Origin of the sequence: Vibrio anguillarum (genome assembly GCF_003390515.1) — a bacterium.
GTDB lineage: Bacteria > Pseudomonadota > Gammaproteobacteria > Enterobacterales > Vibrionaceae > Vibrio > Vibrio anguillarum.
Genome location: NZ_CP031479.1, coordinates 1,188,090 through 1,211,430, shown reverse-complemented (window position 1 = coordinate 1,211,430; position 23,341 = coordinate 1,188,090). Strand labels below are relative to the sequence as shown.

At 45.5% G+C, this 23,341-nt stretch carries 21 protein-coding genes and 1 other RNA gene; 9 read left to right on the top strand and 13 right to left on the bottom strand.

What is annotated here, in order from left to right; all coding sequences use genetic code 11:
- Positions 1-144: 144 nt before the first annotated feature.
- Together DD616_RS09705 and edd are read left to right on the top strand one after the other, a co-directional pair.
- Positions 145-678: a gluconokinase gene (locus DD616_RS09705; RefSeq protein WP_208872218.1), complete on the top strand. Its 534-nt coding sequence runs from the start codon at positions 145-147 to the stop codon at positions 676-678.
- Positions 675-2,486, top strand: coding sequence for a phosphogluconate dehydratase (edd, locus tag DD616_RS09700; protein ID WP_208872216.1), 1,812 nt, complete (start codon positions 675-677; stop codon positions 2,484-2,486). The genes DD616_RS09705 and edd overlap by 4 nt, the downstream gene beginning before the upstream one ends.
- A 70-nt stretch (positions 2,487-2,556) precedes the next feature.
- Here edd and DD616_RS09695 read toward each other — a convergent pair whose 3' ends face one another.
- Positions 2,557-3,564, bottom strand: coding sequence for a substrate-binding domain-containing protein (locus tag DD616_RS09695; protein WP_026027817.1), 1,008 nt, complete (start codon positions 3,562-3,564; stop codon positions 2,557-2,559).
- Between the two features lie 321 nt (positions 3,565-3,885).
- Here DD616_RS09695 and DD616_RS09690 point away from each other — a divergent pair, with 321 nt between their 5' ends.
- Entirely contained in the window at positions 3,886-4,374 is a 489-nt protein-coding gene (locus DD616_RS09690) for a hypothetical protein (RefSeq protein ID WP_010319103.1), read from the top strand.
- A gap of 69 nt (positions 4,375-4,443) precedes the next feature.
- Here DD616_RS09690 and DD616_RS09685 read toward each other — a convergent pair whose 3' ends face one another.
- Positions 4,444-5,010 carry a metal-independent carbonic anhydrase family protein gene (locus tag DD616_RS09685; protein WP_208872215.1) on the bottom strand — a complete coding sequence of 189 codons (567 nt, stop codon included), beginning with the start codon at positions 5,008-5,010 and terminating at the stop codon, positions 4,444-4,446.
- Between the two features lie 176 nt (positions 5,011-5,186).
- Between DD616_RS09685 and DD616_RS09680 the strand changes: the two genes are divergently transcribed.
- The 3 genes from DD616_RS09680 to DD616_RS09670 all read left to right on the top strand — a co-directional run bounded on the left by DD616_RS09680 (position 5,187) and on the right by DD616_RS09670 (position 9,425).
- Positions 5,187-6,782, top strand: coding sequence for a sensor histidine kinase (locus tag DD616_RS09680; protein WP_017047054.1), 1,596 nt, complete (start codon positions 5,187-5,189; stop codon positions 6,780-6,782).
- Positions 6,779-7,480: a response regulator transcription factor gene (locus DD616_RS09675; RefSeq protein WP_013856461.1), complete on the top strand. Its 702-nt coding sequence runs from the start codon at positions 6,779-6,781 to the stop codon at positions 7,478-7,480. The genes DD616_RS09680 and DD616_RS09675 overlap by 4 nt, the downstream gene beginning before the upstream one ends.
- 286 nt (positions 7,481-7,766) lie before the next feature.
- Entirely contained in the window at positions 7,767-9,425 is a 1,659-nt protein-coding gene (locus DD616_RS09670) for a putative transporter (protein ID WP_026027818.1), read from the top strand.
- 107 nt (positions 9,426-9,532) lie between these two features.
- Here the strand turns inward: DD616_RS09670 and DD616_RS09665 are convergent, their stop codons facing one another.
- Entirely contained in the window at positions 9,533-10,117 is a 585-nt protein-coding gene (locus DD616_RS09665) for a LysE family translocator (protein WP_013856459.1), read from the bottom strand.
- Between the two features lie 105 nt (positions 10,118-10,222).
- Here DD616_RS09665 and DD616_RS09660 point away from each other — a divergent pair, with 105 nt between their 5' ends.
- Both DD616_RS09660 and DD616_RS09655 read left to right on the top strand, forming a co-directional pair.
- Positions 10,223-10,666 (top strand): Lrp/AsnC family transcriptional regulator, encoded by a 444-nt coding sequence (locus DD616_RS09660; protein WP_019280913.1) that lies wholly within the window; start codon positions 10,223-10,225, stop codon positions 10,664-10,666.
- Positions 10,667-10,829: 163 nt separating this feature from the next.
- The gene (locus DD616_RS09655) at positions 10,830-12,467 is read left to right on the top strand and encodes a phosphoethanolamine transferase (protein WP_208872214.1); all 1,638 of its coding nucleotides are present in this window, start codon (positions 10,830-10,832) and stop codon (positions 12,465-12,467) included.
- Between the two features lie 29 nt (positions 12,468-12,496).
- Here the strand turns inward: DD616_RS09655 and DD616_RS09650 are convergent, their stop codons facing one another.
- Genes DD616_RS09650 through DD616_RS09620 form a run of 7 tightly spaced genes read right to left on the bottom strand, consistent with a single transcriptional unit; the run spans position 12,497 to position 18,857 of the window.
- A complete protein-coding gene (locus DD616_RS09650; RefSeq protein WP_473778381.1) occupies positions 12,497-13,909 on the bottom strand; it encodes a sensor histidine kinase in 1,413 nt (470 codons plus the stop codon).
- Entirely contained in the window at positions 13,899-14,555 is a 657-nt protein-coding gene (locus tag DD616_RS09645; RefSeq protein WP_208872213.1) for a response regulator, read from the bottom strand. The genes DD616_RS09650 and DD616_RS09645 overlap by 11 nt, the downstream gene beginning before the upstream one ends.
- Before the next feature lie 3 nt (positions 14,556-14,558).
- Positions 14,559-15,188 carry a tetratricopeptide repeat protein gene (locus DD616_RS09640; protein WP_049785460.1) on the bottom strand — a complete coding sequence of 210 codons (630 nt, stop codon included), beginning with the start codon at positions 15,186-15,188 and terminating at the stop codon, positions 14,559-14,561.
- 27 nt (positions 15,189-15,215) lie between these two features.
- Positions 15,216-16,013, bottom strand: a complete 798-nt coding sequence (locus DD616_RS09635) for an SDR family oxidoreductase (protein ID WP_208872212.1) — start codon at positions 16,011-16,013, stop codon at positions 15,216-15,218.
- Positions 16,003-16,737, bottom strand: a complete 735-nt coding sequence (locus DD616_RS09630) for an iron-containing redox enzyme family protein (protein WP_013856451.1) — start codon at positions 16,735-16,737, stop codon at positions 16,003-16,005. Before DD616_RS09630 ends, DD616_RS09635 begins: the two co-directional genes overlap by 11 nt.
- Before the next feature lies 1 nt (position 16,738).
- Positions 16,739-18,238, bottom strand: coding sequence for an AMP-binding protein (locus DD616_RS09625; RefSeq protein WP_208872211.1), 1,500 nt, complete (start codon positions 18,236-18,238; stop codon positions 16,739-16,741).
- Positions 18,239-18,248: 10 nt separating this feature from the next.
- Positions 18,249-18,857: a thermostable hemolysin gene (locus DD616_RS09620; protein ID WP_370685855.1), complete on the bottom strand. Its 609-nt coding sequence runs from the start codon at positions 18,855-18,857 to the stop codon at positions 18,249-18,251.
- Between the two features lie 376 nt (positions 18,858-19,233).
- Between DD616_RS09620 and DD616_RS09615 the strand changes: the two genes are divergently transcribed.
- A complete protein-coding gene (locus tag DD616_RS09615; protein ID WP_013856448.1) occupies positions 19,234-19,719 on the top strand; it encodes a VOC family protein in 486 nt (161 codons plus the stop codon).
- A 127-nt stretch (positions 19,720-19,846) separates the two neighbouring features.
- On the opposite strand, the gene DD616_RS09610 is transcribed toward DD616_RS09615, so the two are convergent.
- The 3 genes from DD616_RS09610 to DD616_RS09600 form a co-directional block, all read right to left on the bottom strand.
- Positions 19,847-20,746 carry a LysR family transcriptional regulator gene (locus DD616_RS09610; RefSeq protein WP_208872209.1) on the bottom strand — a complete coding sequence of 300 codons (900 nt, stop codon included), beginning with the start codon at positions 20,744-20,746 and terminating at the stop codon, positions 19,847-19,849.
- A gap of 177 nt (positions 20,747-20,923) precedes the next feature.
- Positions 20,924-21,020, bottom strand: an RNA gene (ffs, locus tag DD616_RS09605) — signal recognition particle sRNA small type.
- Between the two features lie 173 nt (positions 21,021-21,193).
- The gene (locus DD616_RS09600; protein WP_208872208.1) at positions 21,194-23,260 is read right to left on the bottom strand and encodes a GGDEF domain-containing protein; all 2,067 of its coding nucleotides are present in this window, start codon (positions 23,258-23,260) and stop codon (positions 21,194-21,196) included.
- Positions 23,261-23,341 lie beyond the last annotated feature (81 nt).

The window sequence follows — 23,341 nt, the reverse complement described above, 5'->3', positions numbered from 1 at the left end:
CACGTATTGTTTTGTTTGTGTTTCAGTTCACAAATCTCTAAGTTACGGGTAACATGTTACCGATAACATGGATAAGATAAAGTCATATTTCCAAGTGAATTTAAAAAATGAGATCCAGCTCAGAATACCACTCAAGGAGTCCGTATGACTGGTAGTAGCATTATTGTAATGGGCGTATGCGCCTGCGGAAAAAGCACTGTAGGCGCGAAACTGGCCCATAAATTAGGGGCGAAATTCATCGACGGTGACGACCTTCATCCAAAAGCCAATATTCTCAAAATGGCAGGCGGAGATCCGCTAAATGATGACGATCGCAAACCTTGGTTAGAGCGCATCCGTGACGCGGCTTTTAGCTTAGAGAGTAAAAATGAGCACGGCGTGATTGTTTGCTCTGCGTTGAAAAAAACCTACCGCGATCAAATCCGTGACGGTAACCAAAATGTGACCTTTCTCTTTCTCGATGGCAGTTTTGATTTAATCATGAAGCGCATGCAAGCGCGTAAAGGCCACTTTATGAAAGCGAACATGGTGGAAAGCCAGTTCAATACGTTAGAGCGCCCCGACAACGAAGTGAAAGTCGCTATCGTTGATATCGATACGGATATTGATGAGGTTGTAGAGCGCGCCCTAGTGGCATTGCGCGAGCTCACTTTAGAAGGTCAAAAGGTGTCAGCATGAGTACAGCCTTAAACCCAACCATCACAGCCGTCACCGAACGAATTATTCAGCGCAGCCGTACTTTGCGTGATGAGTTTCTCAACCGCGCCAAGGCACAGCAGCACAGTGGCAAGGGTAAAGCATCACTTTCTTGTGGTAATTTGGCTCACGCCGTCGCCGCCTCTTGCTCTCAAGAAAAAGCGCACATTCTCGATTTAACGCGTTCTAACTTAGCCATTATCACAGCATACAACGATATGCTTAGCGCGCACCAAGTGTATAAAGATTACCCTGAGCAGATCAAAAAAGTGCTCGCCCCATTTGGCCACACGGCTCAAGTTGCTGGCGGCGTTCCGGCGATGTGTGATGGCGTAACGCAAGGCCAAGCGGGCATGGATATGTCGTTGTTCTCACGCGATTTGATTGCACAAGCCACGGCATTTTCACTCAGCCACAATATGTTTGATGGCACATTACTGCTCGGTATTTGCGATAAAATTGCGCCCGGACAACTGATGGGCGCGCTGGCGTTTGCGCACCTACCAACGGCTTTTATTCCCGCAGGGCCAATGTCCACTGGCATTACAAATGATGAGAAAGTCGATGTTCGCCAAAAACACGCAGCGGGTTTGGTTGATGATAGCGCGCTGCTGAATATGGAGTGCGCTTCGTACCACTCCCCAGGCACTTGTACTTTCTACGGCACTGCCAATACCAACCAATTAGTGTTTGAGGCGATGGGTTTAATGCTGGCAGGGTCAGCGTTTGTCGCTCCCTTTTCCCCATTGCGCCTTGCATTGACGCAACATGCCGCAATCCGCCTTGCCGCCATGAGCGATGGCACGGCGCATTTCCGTCCACTTTATGAGGTGGTGACAGAAAAAAGCGTAGTCAATGGCCTAGTGGCTTTGCTCGCCTCTGGTGGCAGTTCAAACCATACCATTCATTTACTGGCTGTTGCTCGCGCGGCGGGTATTGTGCTGACTTGGCAAGATATCAGTGATCTGTCTGACGTCGTTCCTCTTGTGGTGAATGTTTACCCCAATGGTTCGGCGGATATCAATGAATTTGAGCTCGCAGGGGGCGTACCCATGTTGATGACGCGTCTGCATCAAGCGCAGTTACTTCACACTGACGTAAAACCCGTGTTTGGTGAATTTGCAGATCAACTAAAATCACCGCAATTAGTGGGCCATACGTTAGAGTGGCAAGCGTGTACTCAAACTAAAAACTCCTCGGTAATCGCCCTACCTGATAAGGTATTTCAGCGCTCTGGTGGTATTAAAGTGTTATCGGGTAACCTTGGGCAAGCAGTGATCAAAGTCTCTGCCGTGGCTGAGCAACATCGCATTGTTGAAGCGCCCGCCAAAGTGTTCGCTTGCCAACATCAGGTTGAGCAGGCGTATCAACGCGGCGAGCTCAATCAAGATTGCGTGGTTGTAGTCCGCTTCAATGGGCCAGCAGCCAATGGCATGCCTGAGCTGCATAAGTTAATGCCGATTTTGGGCAACTTACAAAAAGCGGGCTATCAGGTTGCGTTAGTGACCGATGGTCGTTTGTCCGGCGCTTCTGGTAAAATTCCTGCGGCTATTCACGTCTCACCGGAAGCATTAAGAGGCGGCGCAATTGCGCTTATTGAAGAAGGAGATAGGATCCGCGTCGATGCGGTGACAGGCCGATTAGAGAACTTAACGCCAACCGAAGGCCGCGATATCGCCACTTGTGATACTGAGCTCACACAGCAAACTTGGGGGCGCGATCTGTTTAAAGTGTGCCGAGATAATGTCTCTGCCGCCAATCAAGGGGCTTCGTTCCTCTACCCTAATTGATACAACATGAGCTTGATGTAGCCATTGAAGTGACAAACCCAACCACTTCAATGGCTGAATAACAAGCTGACTAAAGGCTCTCGCCATCGGTGACACTAAAGCCTAAGTCGAACACTTTCTGCTCAATCACTTCACCCGCCAGTGCGGACAATAATAGCTCAGCACTTTTCTTGCCAATCTCAAACCGAGGCGTTTCTACACTGGTTAGCTTTGGCGAAATCGCTTGACCTATATCGAGCGCGTTATACCCCACGATTGCAATATCTTGAGGAATCTTCAGCCCTCGATGTGCACACTTCATCATGGCACCAATTGCAATGTCATCATTAGTACAGAAGATGCCATTGATCTCTGGCCTCTCTTCTAGGGCTTGTTCGAGTAAATCACCGCCGAGAGTAAAACTTGAATGCTCTTGAGTTAGGATATGAACTGCGGTTAAGCCTGCATCTTGCATTGCACGATCATAGCCATTCATCCGCAACTGCGTTCGAGTATCAAGACGCGCACCGAGATAGGCAATATGCTGTTTGCCACTATCAATCATCTGCGTCACCACATGATACGAGGCCTGTTCGTGATCCAACCCCACCGCCATATTGATCGGCTTGTCTGGCAGCTCCATCGTTTCAACCACTGGCACACCCGCCGCTTTTAGCATTTGGATGGTACGTTCGGAGTGGTGCGTTTCGGTCAAAATAAGACCATCGACTTGATACGACAGCAACGAGGCAATTTTCTCCTCTTCTTCTTGCACGTTATAACCAAAGTGGGCAATAAGTGTATCGTAACCTCTTGCTTTGGTTACCGACTCAATCCCTTGAACTAAATTGGCAAACACTTGGTTTGACAAGGAAGGCAGAAGAATACCAATCGCCTTACTTGACGATTTCGACAACATCGCCGGGGCGCGATTTTGTATATAACCTAATTCTTCAATCACTGCGGCAATTTTTTCTTGGGTTGCCAATGCGACCGAGTTGGGGTCGCGTAGAAAACGGGAAACGGTCATTTTCGTCACCCCCACGCGGTCTGCGATATCTTGCAGGGTAGGCCTAGTTTTACGTTGCATACTGCTCATTTTTATTCTGTTTTCCAACTGAATGTTACCGTAACATTAAACCTCATGACGACTGTGCATTTCAATCTTTATATCACCTCGTTAAGCTCATACACACAGAGGCAATGGCGTAATTTGTGTGACCAACTCGCACAATTATCAACAAACTCATTAATAATCCCTAAAATGGACTTGCTTTCTTGCCTCCTCACCCCAAAAAGAGAGTAATGTGAGGCAGAAGCTCTCCTTTTCATGGATCTTTGATTCATCGCAAGGCGCTTTTCCCCCTGCCAGATTAATTAATAGCTTCTGATTTTGAAGCTGCATTCTAAGGAAATAATAATGTCTGATACACCCACTACCGTTGAATATACCGTTGAAACCCTAAAGCCTGTTGTTGAATCTTCCGGTTCTATTTGGGGTTATGTGGCGGGCGGTGTCGTGCTTGCAGTGGTTCTTGGTTACTTTGCTTTTAAAAAGCTCAACAAACCGGCCTTTGTCATTAAACAAATGCGTAAACGTAACCGCAAAGAGATGAAAAAACATGGTGTGGAAAGTGCCGAGGCGATGGTCGATCTCGATCTTCTACTCGATGCAGTACAAGAGTACGCCACCCAACAAGCGATGAGTGGCACAACCATGGTGCAACTGTTAGCGCCATTAAATGACGCCAATAAAATGAAATCCGCAGGAGATTTCTATCATTCAATGGCCTACATTGCCAAAAGCATCAATAACCCGACGCTGGCTAAAACATTACAGAACAAATCAAAACAGGTTCGTTCAAGCTCGCCATTGATGGCTGGCCTGCTCAAGCGTGCTGGCGTTTAACTGGCACAACAGAAAGGTCTGCGATGTGGGTGTATTACCATCACCCACATCTAAAAGCTTTCCCCTCAATTAAGGTTGAAAAGGCAGTGATGAATGGTGCAGAACAATTCGCAGTTGGCCCTGTTCATCTTTCTTAAATGCCCAGCTTTTATCCACCACGGTTTGCTTTCCTTTATTGTCGATGAGCTTAACGTGCCCCATGGTTAAGGCCACATCACCGTTGATGTAGACTGCTGCGTTATCAAAGCTATACTCCTTCCAACCTTTTAGTGCAAAGCCAGAATCTTGTGGGTATTGCTTATCACTGCCGACAAAATACGATAGTGCTCCGTCCGCTTCTGTGCGAAAGGTTTGCTCCCCACTGGCAAGCGTAGGTTTGAAAAGCACCGCACCTTGTTGATAGCCATAAGCTTGGTCTAACACTTGCTGTGCCAATTTCTTCGCTTCAGCATGACCTTTTTGTTCATAAGTCTGGCTGATCTTGATTAACGCTTCTCCCCAAGCTTGCTGGGCATCAAGCACCTCTTGGTGGTTAATGTTGTTATTAACTAATACGTTAGAAGCTTGAGCGGATAGCGGTAACAACCCGCAAAGTAATAATGCTGAAATAGAAATTCTTTTATATGTACGTTGCATAATGAAGGCCTTATCTAATTATCTAGTTGATGGGAGTAATGTGGTTGATGGGAGTAATTTACGGCCTCTCGATGAACCTAAACCATGCGCTTAGATTAACTTCAGATGAATATTCTTTACCCAATACCAACGGATCGCTTACTCTGCTCACCTATTGAATTTATGCGGCGATCATTATGTTTCGTTATCAATTATCTCTCGTACTGGCTCTGTTACTCACCCTAATCTTAGCCCAAGCTGGCACCGCTTTATGGTCAAATAACGTCGCTAATGAACACATTCAGCGCGGACAGATCTCCAATCAAATCTTGCAAAGCTTTATGCAGTTGAGCACGGAAAAACAGCAGTTGAAAATTTGGCTTGCCGAGTATTTATTGACGAAAGATGGCAGCACGCTCAAACGAGACATGCGCTTTTCAAAGATTGAAGATTTGCTCAGCGAGCTCTATTTGCTAACCGAGCAAGCACAACAACACGGTATCACCAACCAAGACTTTGCCGAGATCACTCAGCAAATCAAAGTCATTTCTCTCTTTGAAACTAACTTTGGACGATTAAAAACAGCGCTTCGATCCTGGGAAATCGCAAAAATCACAGACAATAATGATCGCTGGCTTTTACTCAGTGACACCTTTGATAAAGTGGATAATACCGACCTACGCCAGCTGCTGAATCAAGCTATTTCTCTACAGAAACAACGTACTGCACGCTATGAAGCGGCAGCGATGAAATCATTATCTGATGTAGAAAATGTCATTGTAACCTTATCATCACTGGGGGTAGTCTTTGGCTTGCTACTCGGAGGCTGGTTACTACGCACCTTATCCAAACCGTTAGCGGAACTGGTAAAAAGCACTTCAGCTTTAGAACAAGGCCATCTTAACCATCGAGTATCGGTCAGCGGACCAAGTGAGCTCAGAACCCTAGCGCAGCATTTTAATCACATGGCACAAAGCCTTGAAAATGCGCAGCAAAAAGAGATCGCTTCGCGTCAACTCATTGAGCGAGAAGTTACTGCACGCACCCAAGAACTCGCCAATGCACTCGAAACATTGGAGCAAGCTAAACGCCAGCAGAAAGAGTTTTTTGCGAACGTCAGCCATGAATTGCGTACTCCCGCAACGGCCATTTTAGGAGAAGCGCAAATTACCCTTCGCAGTCGTCAAAATAGTGATGAAGAGTATCGACAAACGCTACAGCGTATCAATGAATCGGCAACCCACCTTTCCTACCGGATCGACGATTTATTGTTGCTGATCCGTCAAGATGAAAAGCTGTTCCAACCGGCTCTTAGCCCTATCACCTTAGAGAACCTATGGCAGTCGGTGACGAGACAAGCCACCCTTTTAACTCACGCGCATCAAGTGCAACTTGAATGTCTTCACCCACAACAGGCAAACTGGCAAGCTCGAATCTTTCATACTGATTTAGATAAGCTACTGATGACCGTGCGAATTATAGTCGATAATGCATTGCGCTATGATCCATATAACCAGCCTATTACGCTCACTCTGCTAGTTGAGCCCCAGCAATTTCATCTTCAATTGCAAGATCACGGTATTGGTATTGACCAAGAGGACCTCGCACAGATTTTCCAACGCTATTTTCGGTCCGAGAACGGCAAACGCTATCGCCCTGATGGCTTGGGGATTGGTTTAACGCTGGCTTATAACATTGTGCAACAGCAACGCGGAACCATCGCATTCCAAAGCCAACTGGCTCAAGGCACAACCGTTACACTTACCTTTGAACTGGAAGAGGAAGAGTCATGAGAATTCTTTTAATTGAAGATGATGCCAGAATTGCCAACTTTATTGAGCGAGGGCTCAAAGCAGAAGGTCACCACATTCAGCGACTAAATGATGGGCAATACGCACTTGAAACACTCATAAGCGGCGAGCCCGATATTTTAATTTTAGATCGAATGCTTCCGCACACCGATGGATTAACTCTTTGTCAGCAAATACGTGAAGCCGGTATTGATGTGCGAATTTTGATGCTTTCTGCACTGGGCGAAGTTGAAGAACGGGTTCGGGGCCTACGCATTGGTGCGGATGATTATCTGGCAAAACCTTTTCATTTTGAAGAGTTACTGGCTCGCCTAGATGCGCTGCAACGTCGACATTCTGACTCTGCGCCAATGCCCACTCTACACATTGCAGACTTAACGCTCTGCTTATCAACCATGGCCGTAACACGGGCAGGGCAAGCCATTGAGTTAACCGCCAAAGAACTCTCCATATTAGAGCTATTGATGCATAAACCCGGTCATATTTTTAGCCGAGAACGGATTCTTGCTAATGTTTGGGGTCTCCATCAAGATCCCCTAACCAACGTAGTCGATGTGTATATGCGTCGTCTACGCAAAAAAATTGATGACCCTTTCTCATCAGCACTGATTAAAACTAAACGCGGTATGGGCTATTTTCTCGATAAAAATAGTGGTGAGCAACGCACAGGAAATGGATAAATTTAACTCTTATCTAACAATTAGTTATCTGAGAAATTTAATATTCGTTCCGGTGCACAAATTTGCATACCTATAGTTAACATTTGTAGTTCATTACAGTATTACTGGTCATAAGTTCAGGGCAACCACAAAACGACATCGAGAGTTCATTTCACTAGGTGACTTCTCAATGCCGTATTTGAACCCTCCAGCTGTAGACATAACCACTAACCGAGTTCTTACGCCTACCCCTGCCGTTCATTAAGCTTGCCCACCAGCCGTTTTTTAATTGTTCAGGAGACTCATCATGAGTGATATTGCACTTTCTATCAGCATTCTCTCGCTGGTAGCTGTGCTGGGTTTGTGGATAGGGAATTGGCGCGTCTACGGTGTTGGTTTAGGGATCGGCGGGGTGCTGTTTGGCGGCATTCTCGTCGGCCACTTTACAGGCATGTGGGGTGTGGTTCTTGACTACAATACGTTGCATTTTATTCAAGAGTTCGGCCTTATCCTATTTGTGTACACTATTGGTATACAAGTCGGACCCGGTTTTTTCTCTTCACTTCGAAGCTCAGGACTAAAACTCAACGCCTTTGCCGCACTCATTGTGTTGCTGGGCTGCGTGGTGACGGTCGCGCTTTACTATCTGTTTGATGTACCTTTACCCGTTATTCTTGGTGTATTCTCCGGTGCAGTCACCAATACGCCATCATTAGGCGCGGGGCAACAAATCCTGACTGAGTTAGGTGGCCAAGAGAACATGCTTGACCTGACGGGTATGGGTTATGCGATTGCTTACCCCTTTGGCATATGCGGTATTTTGCTTACCATGTGGCTGCTCAGAATTGCCTTTCGTGTCAGTGTTGACGCCGAAGCCGAAGAGTTTGAGATCCACAACGGCCACAAAAAAGAGAGCTTGCACACCATTAACGTTGCGATTAAAAACCCCAACTTAAATGGCCTGCTCTTAAAAGACATTCCCGCGCTCAGTGATGGCGATATTGTGTGCTCGCGCCTTAAACGTGGTGAACACCTTTCCGTGCCCAAACCCGATTCACGAGTTGAAGTGAATGATTTGCTTCATCTGGTCGGCGATAAAAAAGCGTTAGAAAAAGCACGCTTGGTGATTGGCGAAGAGGTTGATGCATCACTTTCGACACGCGGCACGGAGCTGCGAGTACAGCGCTTAGTCGTCACCAACGAGATTGTGCTTGGTAAAAAGCTGCGCGATCTGGATTTAAAAGAGAAATACGACGTCGTAGTTTCGCGTTTAAACCGTGCCGGGGTTGAGCTTATCCCAACCAGTCAATCTACCTTGCAGTTTGGCGACATTCTCAATTTAGTCGGGCGTCAAGAAGCGATTGAAGCGGTCAGTGGCATGGTCGGCAACGCGCACCAAAAATTACAGCATGTGCAGATGCTACCAGTCTTCGTTGGGATTGGACTTGGGGTATTACTCGGATCTATTCCGTTTTATCTACCGGGATTCCCCGCCGCCATTAAGCTCGGCTTGGCTGGAGGACCGCTGATTGTCGCACTGGTTTTGGCGCGTATCGGCAGCATTGGCAAAATGTATTGGTTTATGCCGCCCAGCGCGAACCTTGCTCTACGAGAAATTGGTATTGTGCTGTTTTTAGCCGTGGTCGGGTTAAAATCTGGGGGCAATTTTGTTGAAACCTTAGTGCAAGGCGATGGCGTCAGTTGGATGGGTTACGGCATGTTGATCACGGGTATTCCATTGATCACCGTCGGAATACTGGCTCGTGTTTTAGGCCATATTAACTATCTCACCATCTGTGGCATGCTAGCAGGCTCGATGACCGATCCACCCGCTCTTGCTTTTGCAAATGCGCTGCACGAAAGCAGCGGCGCTTCTGCGTTAGCATACGCCACTGTCTATCCGCTAGTAATGTGCCTACGCATACTCTCACCGCAAATATTGGCGTTAATTTTATGGGCAATATAGCGAACGGTTAATATCAGGCAAACTAGATAAACAAAGTGGGTCGCTCAGTACCCACTTTCTTTTGCTGCGTTGATAATGCTCCCACACAGCAACGTCTCACCAAATCTCTACAACATAGGAACAACGGACAGTAGCAGCAACGCGCCCATCGCGCCGTTAAACCAGCGGACATAACTTGGGTGATTCATCCAGTGGCTCAACTGTTTACCCGCCGCAGTCCAAACACTGACCGACGGAATGTTCACCAAAGCAAACACCAATGAAATCAGCATTAACTGCGCCCAGCTCGCACTTTGGTTAAATACACTCACCGCAGTCAGCGCCATCGACCAACCTTTGGGGTTGACCCATTGAAACAGTACAGCCGAAACAAATGACATCGGTTGATACTGCTTCTCTCCCTGCGAAGGATTACTCAGCGCAATTTTTATCGCCAAATAGACCAAATAAATGGTGCAGGCAATTTGCAAGCCTTGTTGCAACATAGGATAACGATGGAATAAACCCGTTAACCCAACACCAACCAATAGCACCATAATGCTAAAACCAAACGTTACACCAAGCATGTGCGGAATAGTGCGCATAAAGCCCACATTTGCACCAGATGTCATCAGCATGATGTTGTTTGGACCCGGTGAAAAGGTCGAAACAAAAGCAAAAGCCACCAGTGGCCACCATTGTGTGTAATCCATCTTCTTTCTCTATTTAATAATGATGAACAAATAATAATGGTATCGGCTGGCAATATTGTGCTTATATTGGTCAATACCACCAATATTGAGCAATAAAAATAAGCCATGGACAGATTTGACGAGAGAATATTGCAAGAGCTACAACTTGATGGCCGAGTCTCGAATGTCGAGCTGGCTGAACGCATCGGCTTATCGCCCTCCGCCACGTTGCGCCGCGTGCAGGATCTCGAGCGTAAGCAGATCATTAAAGGCTATCGAGCGGTCTTAAATAAAACCCAACTTGATGTCGGGTTTGTCGCTTATGTGGCAATTGGCTTAAACAGCCACACGAAAAAAGCGCAGCTCAGTTTCGAAGAACATGTGCGCTACGCCAAGGAGGTGGTCGAATGCCACAATATTACCGGGATGAACGAATATTTGCTGCGCGTCGAAAGCAAAGATCTCAGCGCCTATAAACGTTTTCACGCCGATGTGCTTGGTGAGTGCCTAACGGTGAAATCGATCACCACCATGGTAGTCATGGACTCTCCTAAAGACGAACGGCAATAGTGTGATACGCCATCACTTTTAACGTTCAACAAAGCACGAAGAAATTACCAACCAAGCGCAATAAGACGAATATCACATATTACCCAACTCATTAAGTTTCTTAAGTCTTTATTAAGAAAAGTTCTTTATAGTTATCATAACGTTTATAGTAGAACCGCATTTTATGGAACCCACAATGAAAAATCCTCGCTTCTCATACGCAAGTATTACCTTGTTGATTGCTCTCTATTTCAGCTTGGTACTCAACATCCCTATTTATGCCAAATTGGCACAGATTTTTTCGGCTGCTGAGCAGTTCAATTGGGGGTTTGCGTTCTCAATACCGATTTTTTTCTTTTTGGCGCTGAACGTTATTTTCCAACTGTTTTCGTGGCCTTATTTTCTAAAACCTTTTTTTGCGGTCTTACTCATCCTTTCTGCTGTGGTGAGTTATGCGAGTTACAATTACGGCACGATTGTCGACCGAGACATGTTGATCAATGTCGTTGAAACCAATAGCAGTGAGGCAGGCTCTTATGTCAGTCTCTATTCCATTGTCTGGATCTCAGCGTTGGGCATCCTCCCTGCCGTTCTATTACTGCTTTCGCCACTTAAAGTAGAAAAATCCATTTCCCGCTTTTTAGGCTATAAAGCGCTATCAATATTGCTCTCTTTACTCGGCATCATCATTATTGCGGCGCTGTATTATCAGAACTATTCGTCGGTTGGGCGCAACAATAGTTACCTCAAGAAAATGATCATCCCCACTCACTTTGTCTATAGCGCTTATGGTCTTGTGAAAGATCGCTATTTTACCGAGCCCGTGGTGTATCAAATTATCGGCGCTGATGCGCAGCAGCAACCGAAAACTACCCATAGCCGTGATGCAGAAAAACCAACCTTAGTCTTATTTGTGCTAGGAGAAACGGCTCGCGCACAAAATTACCAATACTACGGCTACACACGTGATACCAATGCTTATACCGCGCCTTATCAGCCTATATTTTTCAGTGATGTCGCCTCTTGTGGTACTGCGACAGCGGTCTCTGTACCTTGTTTATTTTCCAATATGGATCGTCATAATTTTGATCGTACCAAAGCGGATAACCAAGACAACGTCCTCGATATCTTGCAGCGCGCAGGCGTCGACCTCTTATGGAAAGAAAATGATGGAGGCGATAAAGGCGTCGCGAAAAATATTCCGCAGAAAGAGCTGGATACAACTGCGCGAGAAGGCCGATGTAACGGCAGCACTTGTTATGACGTCACAATGCTAGACAACTTAGATGAAGAAATTGCCAACCAAACTGGTAACCGAATGATTTTCATGCACATTATTGGAAGTCACGGGCCAACCTACTTTAAGCGCTATCCTAAAGAAATGGCGAAATATCAACCTGATTGCCCAAGAGCGGATATTGAAAATTGCAGCGTTGAGCAGATAGTGAATACTTACGACAACACTATTCGTTACACAGATTTTGTTTTGGCGCAGCTGATTGAAAAGCTAAAATCACTGCAAGCGCAATACAACACCGCATTGATTTATGTCTCCGACCATGGGGAATCGCTGGGAGAAAATGGACTGTTCTTACATGGCATGCCGTACAGCCTAGCACCCGATTATCAAACTCAAGTACCGCTTTTAGTCTGGTTATCTGACGAATTCGCCCGTACGAAAGGCGTGAATCAAACCTGTTTACGTCAAACAGCCACTCAGCCCTATGCTCACAGTAATCTCTTTCACTCTTTACTTGGCATTATGGATGTATCAACCAATGCATACGAGAAAGCGCAAGATATTTTTGCGCCATGCCGCTAAAGAGTATGGATAAAAACAGAAGAGATCCGTTAACTTAGATGAAAACAAACCCTGAAGATGTTGCTGCCGTTGTGTCTCGGCAGCAACTCGACGGTGGCATTATGCAGCGCGGCGATATCACGGCAAATCGACATTCCAAGCCCTGCCCCATCGCCTTTTTCACTGTTAGCTCGATAAAAGTTATCAAATATTTTTTCTCGGGCTTCGTTCGTAATGTTGGGGCCGCTATCAGTCACATTCACTTGAATAAACTGATCATCGCCATGCAACGTAATATCAATGTGACTGTGTACGCCAGAATAGCGCATCGCATTATCGATTAAGTTTTTAAACAACACGCCGAGTAATAGCTCGTCGCCTTGAACCGACAAACTCTGCCCTTCAAAGCTCAATTGTTGGTCGTGCTTTAAGGCTAACGGCGCAAGGTCTGCGATAACTTGCTTAATAGAGACTGAGAGATCGACCGTTTGTGATGACAACTCCATAGTGCTTTCGACTTTGGCTAACATCAACAACTGATGAATAAGGCGGTCAGTACGCTCAATACCCTTAAGAATCATGTTCAGATCATATTTCAGTTGCTGCTCATTCTGGCTGAGCATGGCGTTTTCGGCATTTAATCTCAATACCGTCAGTGGTGTTTTAAGTTCATGAGCGGCCATACGCGTAAAGCGCTTCTCTCGCTGCCAAGCCAATTCTAATTGAGCCAACAGTTGGTTGAGTGTCTCTACTAATGGTGAGAGTTCGGTGGTTTGTTCTGTAACGTAAATGCGATCCAACTTATGGACACTGCGAATGGCGATTGCTGATTTTAGTTCTTGTAGTGGTTTGAAACTTCGGCCAATAAGCATCACCAGCACCAAGATAACGCATGGGATCAGGATCAATTGCGGCAATGCGGTCGACAGTGCAATTTCATTGACCATTTCATCACGAATACTCTGTTTTTCCGCAACCAGAATGTATTCAGAGCCGCGATCAGGATGAGGTTGCGCCAATTGAAAATAACGCCATGTTTGGCCATCAATAGTGACGCTGCCAAATCCATCATTGCTGGCATTAGTGCTAAAGGCGGGTTGCTGGCTATCAGAGCTGTACATCAACTGACCATCTCGATAAAACTGAAACAGAATGTACCGCTCATAAGGGTGACCATACTGCGTTGCCATCTCCTTGTTGGCTTGCGAAAGACGTTCAATACTTTGCATCCACTGATCAAACTGTTGATGAAGATCGGCATTGTCTCCTTCTTTTATAGAGACAGAAGTCGCCATCAACAGTAATTTTGCCGATTGACCTAAGCGCGCATCGTAGACCTCCTCAACTTCATGTTGAGCAGTAGAAAAACTGAAATAAAGAGAAATGAGCAGTAAGCCACCGCTTAACCATACAGCCGACTGTGTTAAACGACGTTTAATCGAAAAGATTTTTTTATTTTTCAATCATATACCCCACACCACGGATATTTTTGATGACATTTTCTGGCATTTTTTTACGCAAGTTATGAATGTGAACTTCGATAGCGTTGTCACTGCTGCCTTCGTCCCAGCCATGAAGCGCTTGTTGCAATAGCTCTTTGCTCATCACTCGCCCTGCTTGAGTGATCAAACTGGCGAGAATTTTATATTCATTGCGCGTCAGTTTGAGGGGTTGCTGACGATATTCAATCTCCTGTTTGGAAAGAGAGAGGCTCAGATCACCAATCGAAATCAGAGCCTCGGCGCTGCCCGAGCTACGACGAATGATAAGCCGTAAACGTGCCAGTAGCTCTTCTAGCGCAAAGGGTTTACCTATGTATTCATCGGCTCCACCATCTAACCCTTTGACGCGATCGCTAATATCATCACGCGCCGTTAGGAGCATCACAGGCAGCGAATAACCGGCGTTTCTAATGCCACGCAACACCTCAAGACCATCCATATCCGGTAAGGTTAAATCCAAGATCACCGCCGAAAACTGTTCAGTTTTGAGCGCACACGCCACGCCGCCACCTTTTTCTAGCCAATCCACCGTATAACCTTGGCGAGTCAACGCCACCTGCATTGACTCGCCCAGTTGTTTGTCATCTTCGACTAATAATAAACGCATACGTTATTTTAAATTCTCCAACAAAAGAGCAATTTCTTGCTGACGCCCAGCATCGGCAATCGCTCTTTGTGGCCTTGCTGGTGCTTGTTGTGCTTGCAACAGGTACTTTCTTGCTTCATCGGTTCTGCCCTGCTCGGCAAGAAAATCACCGTAAAAATAGTTGGCATCAATTCCTGTCGGGTTAATCAGCAGCGCTCTTTGCAGCAACTCTTCCGCTTTAACGTCGTCGCCAAAAGCCACTGGCCAGCCGGGCACTTTGTAATATAAGGTGCCTAAACTCGTGAAAGCCGAGCCATCTAAGGTATTAGGCGCTTGATCGATAACCTCTTCGTACAATAATTTCGCCTCTTTCACTAAAGATAGCGCACCCAACCCACCTTTTACGCCCGCTAATGAGGATTTATTGATGGCAAGCCACACTTTTAGTTCTGGACTGTTACTTGATTTCATCTCTAATGTGTTACGCATAATGACACGTTCAAAACAACGTTCTTGATCATCGCTCGACTTCATTTTGTATTGGCATTTGGCCCAATCAGATTGAACCTGAGCTAAAGGGGTGATCGCAAAAGCGGGTGTCGTGCTTACCGCAAAGATGACCAATGAACTGGCCCATTTAAACACAGTTTTCATATGTTGTTCTCCTTGAGTTATCACGCTTTAACGGTTCAAAAAGGCAAGAATGGTCGCTTGCTGCTTTTTAATTGCCGACGAAATCACTGCTGGCCATAGTTGATTTAATCGCACCAACACTTTTTCAGGCCAGCCAATCCAGCGAGTTGTTGATTCGCTTTCGAGCATACTAAGCACATGTTGGGCAACAACCTCTGGCTCATCACAGTGATTGCCTACGGCTTGGTTAAACTGGTTCACCGTGTCATTATTCAGCTCGGTATTGGTCGCTCGCGGCGCTAGGTAAAGTACCTTGATACCCGTCCCCTCAAGCTCACGCTGCATCGCTTCACTAAAACGGTGCAACCCTGCTTTGGTAGCGCAGTACGTGGCATAACCCGGGTAACCAATAGCCCCTAAACTTGAGCCAATATTTAAAATAATCCCCGGTTTATTCAACCAATGTATCGCCGATTGAGTCAGTTGCATCGGAGCAAGTAAATTCAAATGCAGCTCCTGTTGCACTGAAACTGCGGTTCGTCTGGCTAATAAGCGAAACTGGTTAATGCCCGCATTATTGATCACCACACTGATTCGTTTCTGGCCCATAAAAAAGCGCTGAATGAAGGTGTTGATCTGCTCTATTCCTGACTCTGTGCTTAAATCTGCACTCAAAATCAGATGCTTCTCAGGCATAGGTAGCGTTTGCCGAAGTTGCTCGAGTTTTTGACCATCACGAGCCACCAGAACTAGACTGACTCCTTGCTTAGCAAGCAGCAATGCAATGCGTTGCCCAATACCACCGGAAGCGCCAGTGAGTAAAACATGTTGATGATTAAGATCCATATTGCGACCTTACACCTTGCGAAGCTAAATCTTGCGAACCTGCATGCACCATTGACTCGCAAGGAAGCGGTAGTTCTCGCAGCATCTGCCCATACAGATCAAACACCATGTTTGCAGAGCGGATGATGGCCTCTTGATCGGATACACACTGAATGTTGTTCATTAACGACTCAAAAAAACGGATGTGCCCTTGGTCAAGTTCGCTGTGCGAAGTGAGATAAGTCATCGCCGCATCAGGAAGCTCCAAACGCTGTTTGACTAACCGTGCGATATTCCCACCGACACCCACACTGGTTCCTTCAAGTACCCACACCATACCAAATAAGCTCAACGGGTTAGCGCGATCAATCTGGTGATAGAGATACGCCACCATGAGTTCGATGGAAGCGCTGACGCGCCCTGCGCCCTCATTATGACGCACTGCGTCCACATCACCACCGCACGCTTTAATATCGTTCAAGATCCACTCTTGGTGGCCTTTTTCTTCATCGATGTACTCGGCAATCGCCGTTCGTACCCACTCATATTCATCGCCTAAGCGGCTACCGCATGCCATCAGCAGTGGCACCGTATGTTTAACATGGTGATAAGCTTGAGTGAGAAAACGAATATACATCTCTAGGCTGATCTCACCTCTTGCGCAGGCATCAAATACCGGAGCTTGCAACATCTGCTGCTGTGCTGGCTCAGTTTGTGTTTTTAAAATATGGAAAAATTTGCTCATTTTAAAGCTCCTCAGCCATTGAATAGAAGGAAGGAATAGAGATAAAAACCGTCTGTGGATTAGTGGTGTGGCGCGCTAAGCGAGCCTCTTGCAGTGCGTTTTCAATAGCTAAGCGTTTTGGGCGACCATTAGCGGTCAGCCACTTTTGCCAGCAATGAGTATCGCTCACCAACCAAAGCTGCGTGATGTGTGCGTAATCGGGCAACACGCTATTGAGCTGTTGCACGCGCGTAACGAGATCAGGTAAAGGACTGTCACTGACGGCCGTGAGGCCTGCCTGCCCGTCGCCCACCACCACAAATCGATGGTGTGCAATCAAAGCCAATGCTTGAGATTCAATCCATTCAGGGGCCACGTTACGCCCAAAACTGGTGATGATGAGGTTCTTTTTACGCCCGATGATGGTTAAAAAACCCTCATCATCGATTGTGGCCATATCGCCAGTTGACAACCACTCGTGGCTAAACGGCTCACCTAAATACCCCAAAGCCGTGTTGCCTTTAACTAACAATTCGCCATCTTGTGCCAGCGAAACCTGAAGATGAGACAGCACCTGTCCGCACGACCCCGGCTTATTTTGTTGGGGTGTATTCATACTCACGACCGAAGCACTTTCAGACAAACCATACCCTTCAAAAGCGGGAATGCCGAGCTGGCGAGCTGCGTCAATTAATTGGGGAGCCACTCGCGCCCCGCCCACGGCAACCCAGCGTAAAGGCAGCGCAAGAGCTGGGCTCTGCTTGACGACTTCAATTAATGCCAGCAATAACGCAGGCGTTAGCACCAAGCTTGACGGCTGAAACTGTTGTAGTGCGAGTGCGAACGTTGCACCACAGAACTGGCTAGAACCGGTCAAACCTACTTCGCTGCCACAGACGACTGTTGATGTCACACCCAGAACCAAAGGAACATACACACCCGTGATGTTTTCTAACAAGGTTGAGAGAGGCAGCATCACGAGGTGACGCTCAACTTGCGCGGACATTTTCTCTGCGATCGCCAGCGTGACCGCTTGCATGTTTTCGTCACTCAAACACACCCCTTTCGGCGTTCCGGTGGACCCAGACGTAAAGGTGATTTTTTGCGTCAAAGGCAACACCTGTGCTGATGGATTCGCCAAATAGACAAAAGCAGGTAGATGGCTGAGCGTTGAGAAAGATTCACCTAGCGTTGGCCAATCACCTAAGCAAACATCAACCCCCGATTCATACAGTAAGTGTTCAACCTGTGCCTTGCTAAAGAAAGTAGGTACAGGAACAAGCACTATTTTTGCGTGCATGGCCGCAAGGTCGATGATCACCCAATCCAAACTATTTTCAGCTTTTAATGCAATACGCTGAACCTGCCACTGGCGTAATGTGCGTGCTGTGGCTTCCACCTTTTCTAAGAGCTGTTGATAGCTCAGCGCTATCTTTTCTTGTTTGGCATTGTGCCCAATGAAGGCAATGCTATCTGGCTTTTGCTGCGCATGTTGATGAAGCGCCGATAAAATTCGGTTCATAGCAAAGGCCTCACGCTTGTTTTTGGTTTAAATGAAATCGGTTGAGCAACGCCAGCCCCTGCGCCAAATTTCCCGATAAAATTCGAGGGCTGTGTTGGTAATAACTGCCCCAAATTTGGTTGGCGTTAGGAATGCAAGATACTGACGCTTTCGCGATCAATGTCGGTTGTAAACCAAATCGACGCATCAAAGCATGTAGTGGATCCGTTGCTGTAAAAACGCACCATTCATACCCTAAATCAACCAGCTGTTGAGCGATCAAAGTAAAGTGCAGCGCCGATAAACCACGACCAAAAGAGGCCAGTTGGCCAAATTCAATCAAAGCACTTCGGGATACTCGGCAATCAAAACGCTGCGATAAAATTTCATCGGCAGGTTGGTCAAGGTATTGTTCGAGAAATAGAGGCTCTTGCTGCGCTACGCGAAAACCACATACGGATTTCATTTCGTCATGATCAAGCAAAGCTAAATAAGCAGGCATAAAAGTAATAAGGCGTGCATCAAACGCTTGCTGATAACGCTCGCGCACAAGGTGTATGGCTTCCAACCAGCGAGGATGAGAAGGATCAATTACGGCCAATTGCAGATCAGATGCTGAGCGTATGGTTTTCATCGGCATTTCCTTTTTGCTTACTCTGTAAACAAAAATAACGGACGTAACTTAAGAATCCCTTAATAAGAGATTTTTCTTCAACTCAATGGATGAGGAGCCGTTGAATATCCGATACCACTTAGCTCACTCGCAAATGTGTGGCCAAATCTGAACTGAACGATTTTTCTAAATTAGCCTGTCACGGATTGGCTTAGATACGGAAAATTATCATTTTCTACTATCGCCATTTGTATTGGTTCTAACACGAAGACATCTTGCGTTTCGCTTATAATTATAATTTATCATTTTTATAATTACTGATAATTTTATTTAATCCATCAATCTCCATATACTTCCATCTATCGAAACGAAGCCAAAAAATCAAAGGTATTAGGAGCGAATTATGAAAATGAATCACGTCGGTATTATGGTTGGCGATATGGATAAAGCTGTTGAGTTCTACACTCAAGCTTTGGGTTTAAAAATCGTTATGAATAATACACAAGTTATTGAAGAGCGAGAGTCAGCGATTGGCCGCATGTGTATTGCTGTTTTTGGTGAGGGTTTCAAAGGTTTCAATATTGCACATCTAGTAACAACTGATGGTATTGGCGTTGAATTGTTTGAAATGAAAGAGCGCGAAGAGCGTCACGAAGTAGACTTCTCTCGCCTTGGTATCTTCCACTTCTGTCTACAAACCGACGACTTTGAAGGCGCGATTAAGCGCATTGAACAATATGGCGGTAAAGCGCGTATGGATATCATGCGTTACCACCCAGAAGATGATAACAAGCTCGCTAAAATGATTTATCTAGAAGACCCATTTGGCAACCTATTTGAGCTTTACTCGCACTCATACGAAGAAACTTATGCCTCTGATTACGAATAGTCGATCTGTGATGCATTAATAAAATTTCAAAGGCTGGTAGCACAACCAGCCCTTTTTGGTTTCTATTGCAAGGTCAGCTATGAAGCTTTAATGCCAATATCATCTGCTTATGTGGAGTTCAATCAAGTCAAACAGCCTTAAAAGAGTGATCAATAACGTCAATGACTTGCTCATAACGCCTAGCAAGAGGTGAGTTAAGTTTGCTAACCAAGTAAACAGGTTCTTGTATGTCTTCGGTAATGTTGAATATTTTTAGCTGCTCTTTATCCGCGAACAAGTTAACGCACCATCGAGGAACCACTGTAAAACCAATCCCTTTAGCTATAGGAACTAATATTTGGTGCACTTGGTTAATATAGCTTTGCGTCGAAACATCCTCCAAATCGACTAGACGAAGCAAATCATTATTCGCTTGATTGACATATGTTTGGAAGTAGTGAGCAAAATCTGGATGACGAACGACTCCCAATTCTATTAACAAGTCATTTATAGGCAAGCTTTCATCTGCGGACAGTGGCAATACAAGAGCAAGACACTCCACACCAACAATACGGCTCGCGAAATATTTAGGGTTAGGTTCTTTTGTCACTAGACCTATATCCAGTTTCCCCTGCAATATCTGCTCAAATATACGATGGTTTGGCGTTGCTTCTAACTCAATGGATAAGCCTGGATAGCTCACTTGCAAAGAAAGTAATTGTGAATAAATCAGCCACGCGAAAGTCCCCGAACAGCCTATAGTACAGCGACCACGGAAAGGTTCGTCGTGTGCCAAATTCTGTAATAACTCAAACTCTTCTTCAAAGTGTTTGACAGCATAATCGTAAACTTTCCGCCCATAGATTGTTAACTCAAATTTCTTGTTAAATCTCTTTATCAAAGGATAGCCGCAGGCAGCTTCTAGTTTATTTATGTGCTGGCTTACCCCAGGTTGCGTCATATGGAGTAACTCAGCCGTTTTAGTAAAGTGCCCAATATCGACTAATGTTTTAAAAGTGTTTAACCACATAGGATTGAGCATAGTCATAAACCAATAGTTATTAATAAATCAACTTTCAATAATAATTGATTATAAATGAATCAGCATGTCTTTGGACAAAATGTATGTTTCAGATTGCAATATGATAAAACATCATTGCATTAGCTTTTGAAACGAAGAAATCGGGAGTGTACGGATAAAGTTTGTCAGCGACAAAAAGGGTGGAGGCCCCAGCCACATCCCGGCACACACGTCGCCTGCTGCGGCTGCTCCCTTCCGGGCCTGACCGAGTTCACAAGTTAGTGTTGCGGGAGGACCAGAGCCTCCATTGATTTGTTTTCTTGGCTTGCTAGCCAAAGAGTGCGGCGATTATCAAGCATCATAGTAATGATTGCAAGCCGAAATCCCAATGGATGGAAGCTTTTTGTTTTAAGTGAACACCATTTGAGCAAATCTTCTATTTTCTCTTCTACTCAATAAAATAGGTGGACTATTTTAGCTCTTGTTTGAACTTCTGATTATCTTGAGAAGAGGCTTTGTACTATCTCGTTGGCCGCTACCGTGGTGCTTACTTTGGTACATGGCAATATCAGTTTGGTGCAATACTTCTTCTAGGCTCATGAAATGATCTCTGTAATTCGACACACCAATCGCCACATTGACTTTTATGTTTAAATTTCGAGCAGAATCGCTGTAGGTAAAGGACTCTAACTGCATTAACACAGGCTCAAGCTCCTCATCACTATATTGCCCAATCAGGATAAACTCATCACCCCCGATTCGGTAACTACGACCACGCCAAATAGAGTCGATACGGCTGGCAAGTGCTTTCAACACTTCATCCCCCACTTCATGACCATAGTTATCGTTTATCGGCTTAAAGTTATTCACATCTAAATAAATCAAGGTTAGATCGCTGTTTAAGCCTCTCGAATAACGACGATATAAAGCTCGGCGATTACGCAGCTTGGTTAAATTATCGGTAACAGATTGTGAGTGTAGATAGAAAGCGACCACTAACAAGAAGCCAAATACCAACGTAAACAGCCATTGAGTGTGGCGTGAAAAAGTTTTCTCGGCCGCTAACGTTGCTCGCCAATTCGGTTGATAATCATAGGTGTTGATGATTTTCTGCGTATCAATCATCTTAATAGCACGAGTAAATAAAGGAGCCAGCGAAGCGCCCATGCTATTTTTGGGAAAGCCCATTGCAATCTCAGACGAGTAAAAACTGCCGATAAATAGATCCTCCTCCAACGGCAATAAGTTATCCGCTTCGCGCAATATTTGGTTAAAGTTAGCACGGTTTAGAACGATGTAATCGACCTCCTTACCGAGCAAGGCTTTGACCAATTCATTTTGAGTTTTATAAACATGTAGCACTTTATTGGGCAGCATTTTTCCTAACAGCTCTTCAAAGAAATCTTCTTTAATCACGCCGATGCGCTCAACAATTAATTCCGACACATTGCTGTAAACATTGTCTTTGTAATTTTCACGTTTGATCAAGACGGCTTCAGGCTGGTAATACGTGTCACTGAAATAAACGTCGGATTTTCGTTGTTGAGAGACGGTAACTGGTACTAGGATATCAATGCGTTTATTGACCAAATCGGCATACATACTCTCCCACGTTTCGTCTGGCTGGCTGGCCAGTTCGCATTTGAGTAACAGAATGTCACATGCTTTAAAAACAATGTCCGCGTTTATTCCTTTCACTTTACCATCGTGCTGATACTGAGCAAATTGGCTGATGTTCTCCAATTTTACTTTTAACGGTCGCTGCACGTTTAAGCCACTATCGATGACGGATTGACGCAACGCCTGCTTGCGGATATCAAATTGGTATTTTTGTACTGATTCTCTAAGCAGTTTTTGTACCGACGCTGAGTGTACATATTCTTGAATTTTGTTGAGTAATAAAGTGTTGTGCCCTTTTGGCGTAACAATGGCAACTGGCTGAATAGGCAGTTGGTCATTAAGCAATTGCGCATCGAGCCCTGCCATCAACATCGGCTTTAATTGATTAATCGCGTCTACGACCACATCGACTTCAGCCGTGCTTAAAAGTTCTTTGGCACGTCGAGCACCATCATACTCAACCTGTATAATATGAGGAAAATAAGCGGCAATCAGCTCACCATAAATCGTTCCTTTGGGAACCCCGACCCTCGCCAGATCGGTTAACTGTACGTTGCTGTGGCTAAATGCATAGGTGTATTCAATATTGGTAGGACTTGAGAAATCAAAGCGTTGAGCACGCTGTTCGGTGTAAGTCACATTGGCTGCAAAATCGCTCTCCCCTTGTTCGATAGCGGTCAAGATCGCATCAAAGCTGGGGTAATTAACATAGTCAATCTCAAGGCGAAATTGGTAAGCAATGGCATCAAACAAAATACGCGTGACAACATCGTCCGCTTCTGTCGCTACTCGATATGTTTTAGCGTTGATTATGGGAGCACTGATGACGCTGTGTGCCGCCGTTGCTAGCCATAAAAGACCTATTAGCCGAAATGCACGAACCATGACGTTTATATTATTGTAATGAGAGGTGAGCATCATATACTAATGCTCTATATATGCATAAGAATGAAGTCACAACTTCACCCACAACATGCTCTAATCTACATTCAGTTGTGTTCT

Coding starts and splice junctions, on each gene's coding strand:
- DD616_RS09615 (WP_013856448.1), top strand. CDS start 19,234: ATGAAAATGAATCACGTCGGTATTATGGTTGGCGATATGGATAAAGCT.
- DD616_RS09695 (WP_026027817.1), bottom strand. CDS start 3,564: ATGAGCAGTATGCAACGTAAAACTAGGCCTACCCTGCAAGATATCGCA.
- DD616_RS09690 (WP_010319103.1), top strand. CDS start 3,886: ATGTCTGATACACCCACTACCGTTGAATATACCGTTGAAACCCTAAAG.
- DD616_RS09635 (WP_208872212.1), bottom strand. CDS start 16,013: ATGGATCTTAATCATCAACATGTTTTACTCACTGGCGCTTCCGGTGGT.
- DD616_RS09645 (WP_208872213.1), bottom strand. CDS start 14,555: ATGCGTTTATTATTAGTCGAAGATGACAAACAACTGGGCGAGTCAATG.
- DD616_RS09705 (WP_208872218.1), top strand. CDS start 145: ATGACTGGTAGTAGCATTATTGTAATGGGCGTATGCGCCTGCGGAAAA.
- DD616_RS09620 (WP_370685855.1), bottom strand. CDS start 18,857: ATGCCGATGAAAACCATACGCTCAGCATCTGATCTGCAATTGGCCGTA.
- DD616_RS09660 (WP_019280913.1), top strand. CDS start 10,223: ATGGACAGATTTGACGAGAGAATATTGCAAGAGCTACAACTTGATGGC.
- DD616_RS09655 (WP_208872214.1), top strand. CDS start 10,830: ATGGAACCCACAATGAAAAATCCTCGCTTCTCATACGCAAGTATTACC.
- DD616_RS09665 (WP_013856459.1), bottom strand. CDS start 10,117: ATGGATTACACACAATGGTGGCCACTGGTGGCTTTTGCTTTTGTTTCG.
- DD616_RS09630 (WP_013856451.1), bottom strand. CDS start 16,737: ATGAGCAAATTTTTCCATATTTTAAAAACACAAACTGAGCCAGCACAG.
- DD616_RS09680 (WP_017047054.1), top strand. CDS start 5,187: ATGTTTCGTTATCAATTATCTCTCGTACTGGCTCTGTTACTCACCCTA.
- DD616_RS09640 (WP_049785460.1), bottom strand. CDS start 15,188: ATGAAAACTGTGTTTAAATGGGCCAGTTCATTGGTCATCTTTGCGGTA.
- DD616_RS09675 (WP_013856461.1), top strand. CDS start 6,779: ATGAGAATTCTTTTAATTGAAGATGATGCCAGAATTGCCAACTTTATT.
- DD616_RS09670 (WP_026027818.1), top strand. CDS start 7,767: ATGAGTGATATTGCACTTTCTATCAGCATTCTCTCGCTGGTAGCTGTG.
- DD616_RS09610 (WP_208872209.1), bottom strand. CDS start 20,746: ATGACTATGCTCAATCCTATGTGGTTAAACACTTTTAAAACATTAGTC.
- edd (WP_208872216.1), top strand. CDS start 675: ATGAGTACAGCCTTAAACCCAACCATCACAGCCGTCACCGAACGAATT.
- DD616_RS09625 (WP_208872211.1), bottom strand. CDS start 18,238: ATGAACCGAATTTTATCGGCGCTTCATCAACATGCGCAGCAAAAGCCA.
- DD616_RS09600 (WP_208872208.1), bottom strand. CDS start 23,260: ATGATGCTCACCTCTCATTACAATAATATAAACGTCATGGTTCGTGCA.
- DD616_RS09685 (WP_208872215.1), bottom strand. CDS start 5,010: ATGCAACGTACATATAAAAGAATTTCTATTTCAGCATTATTACTTTGC.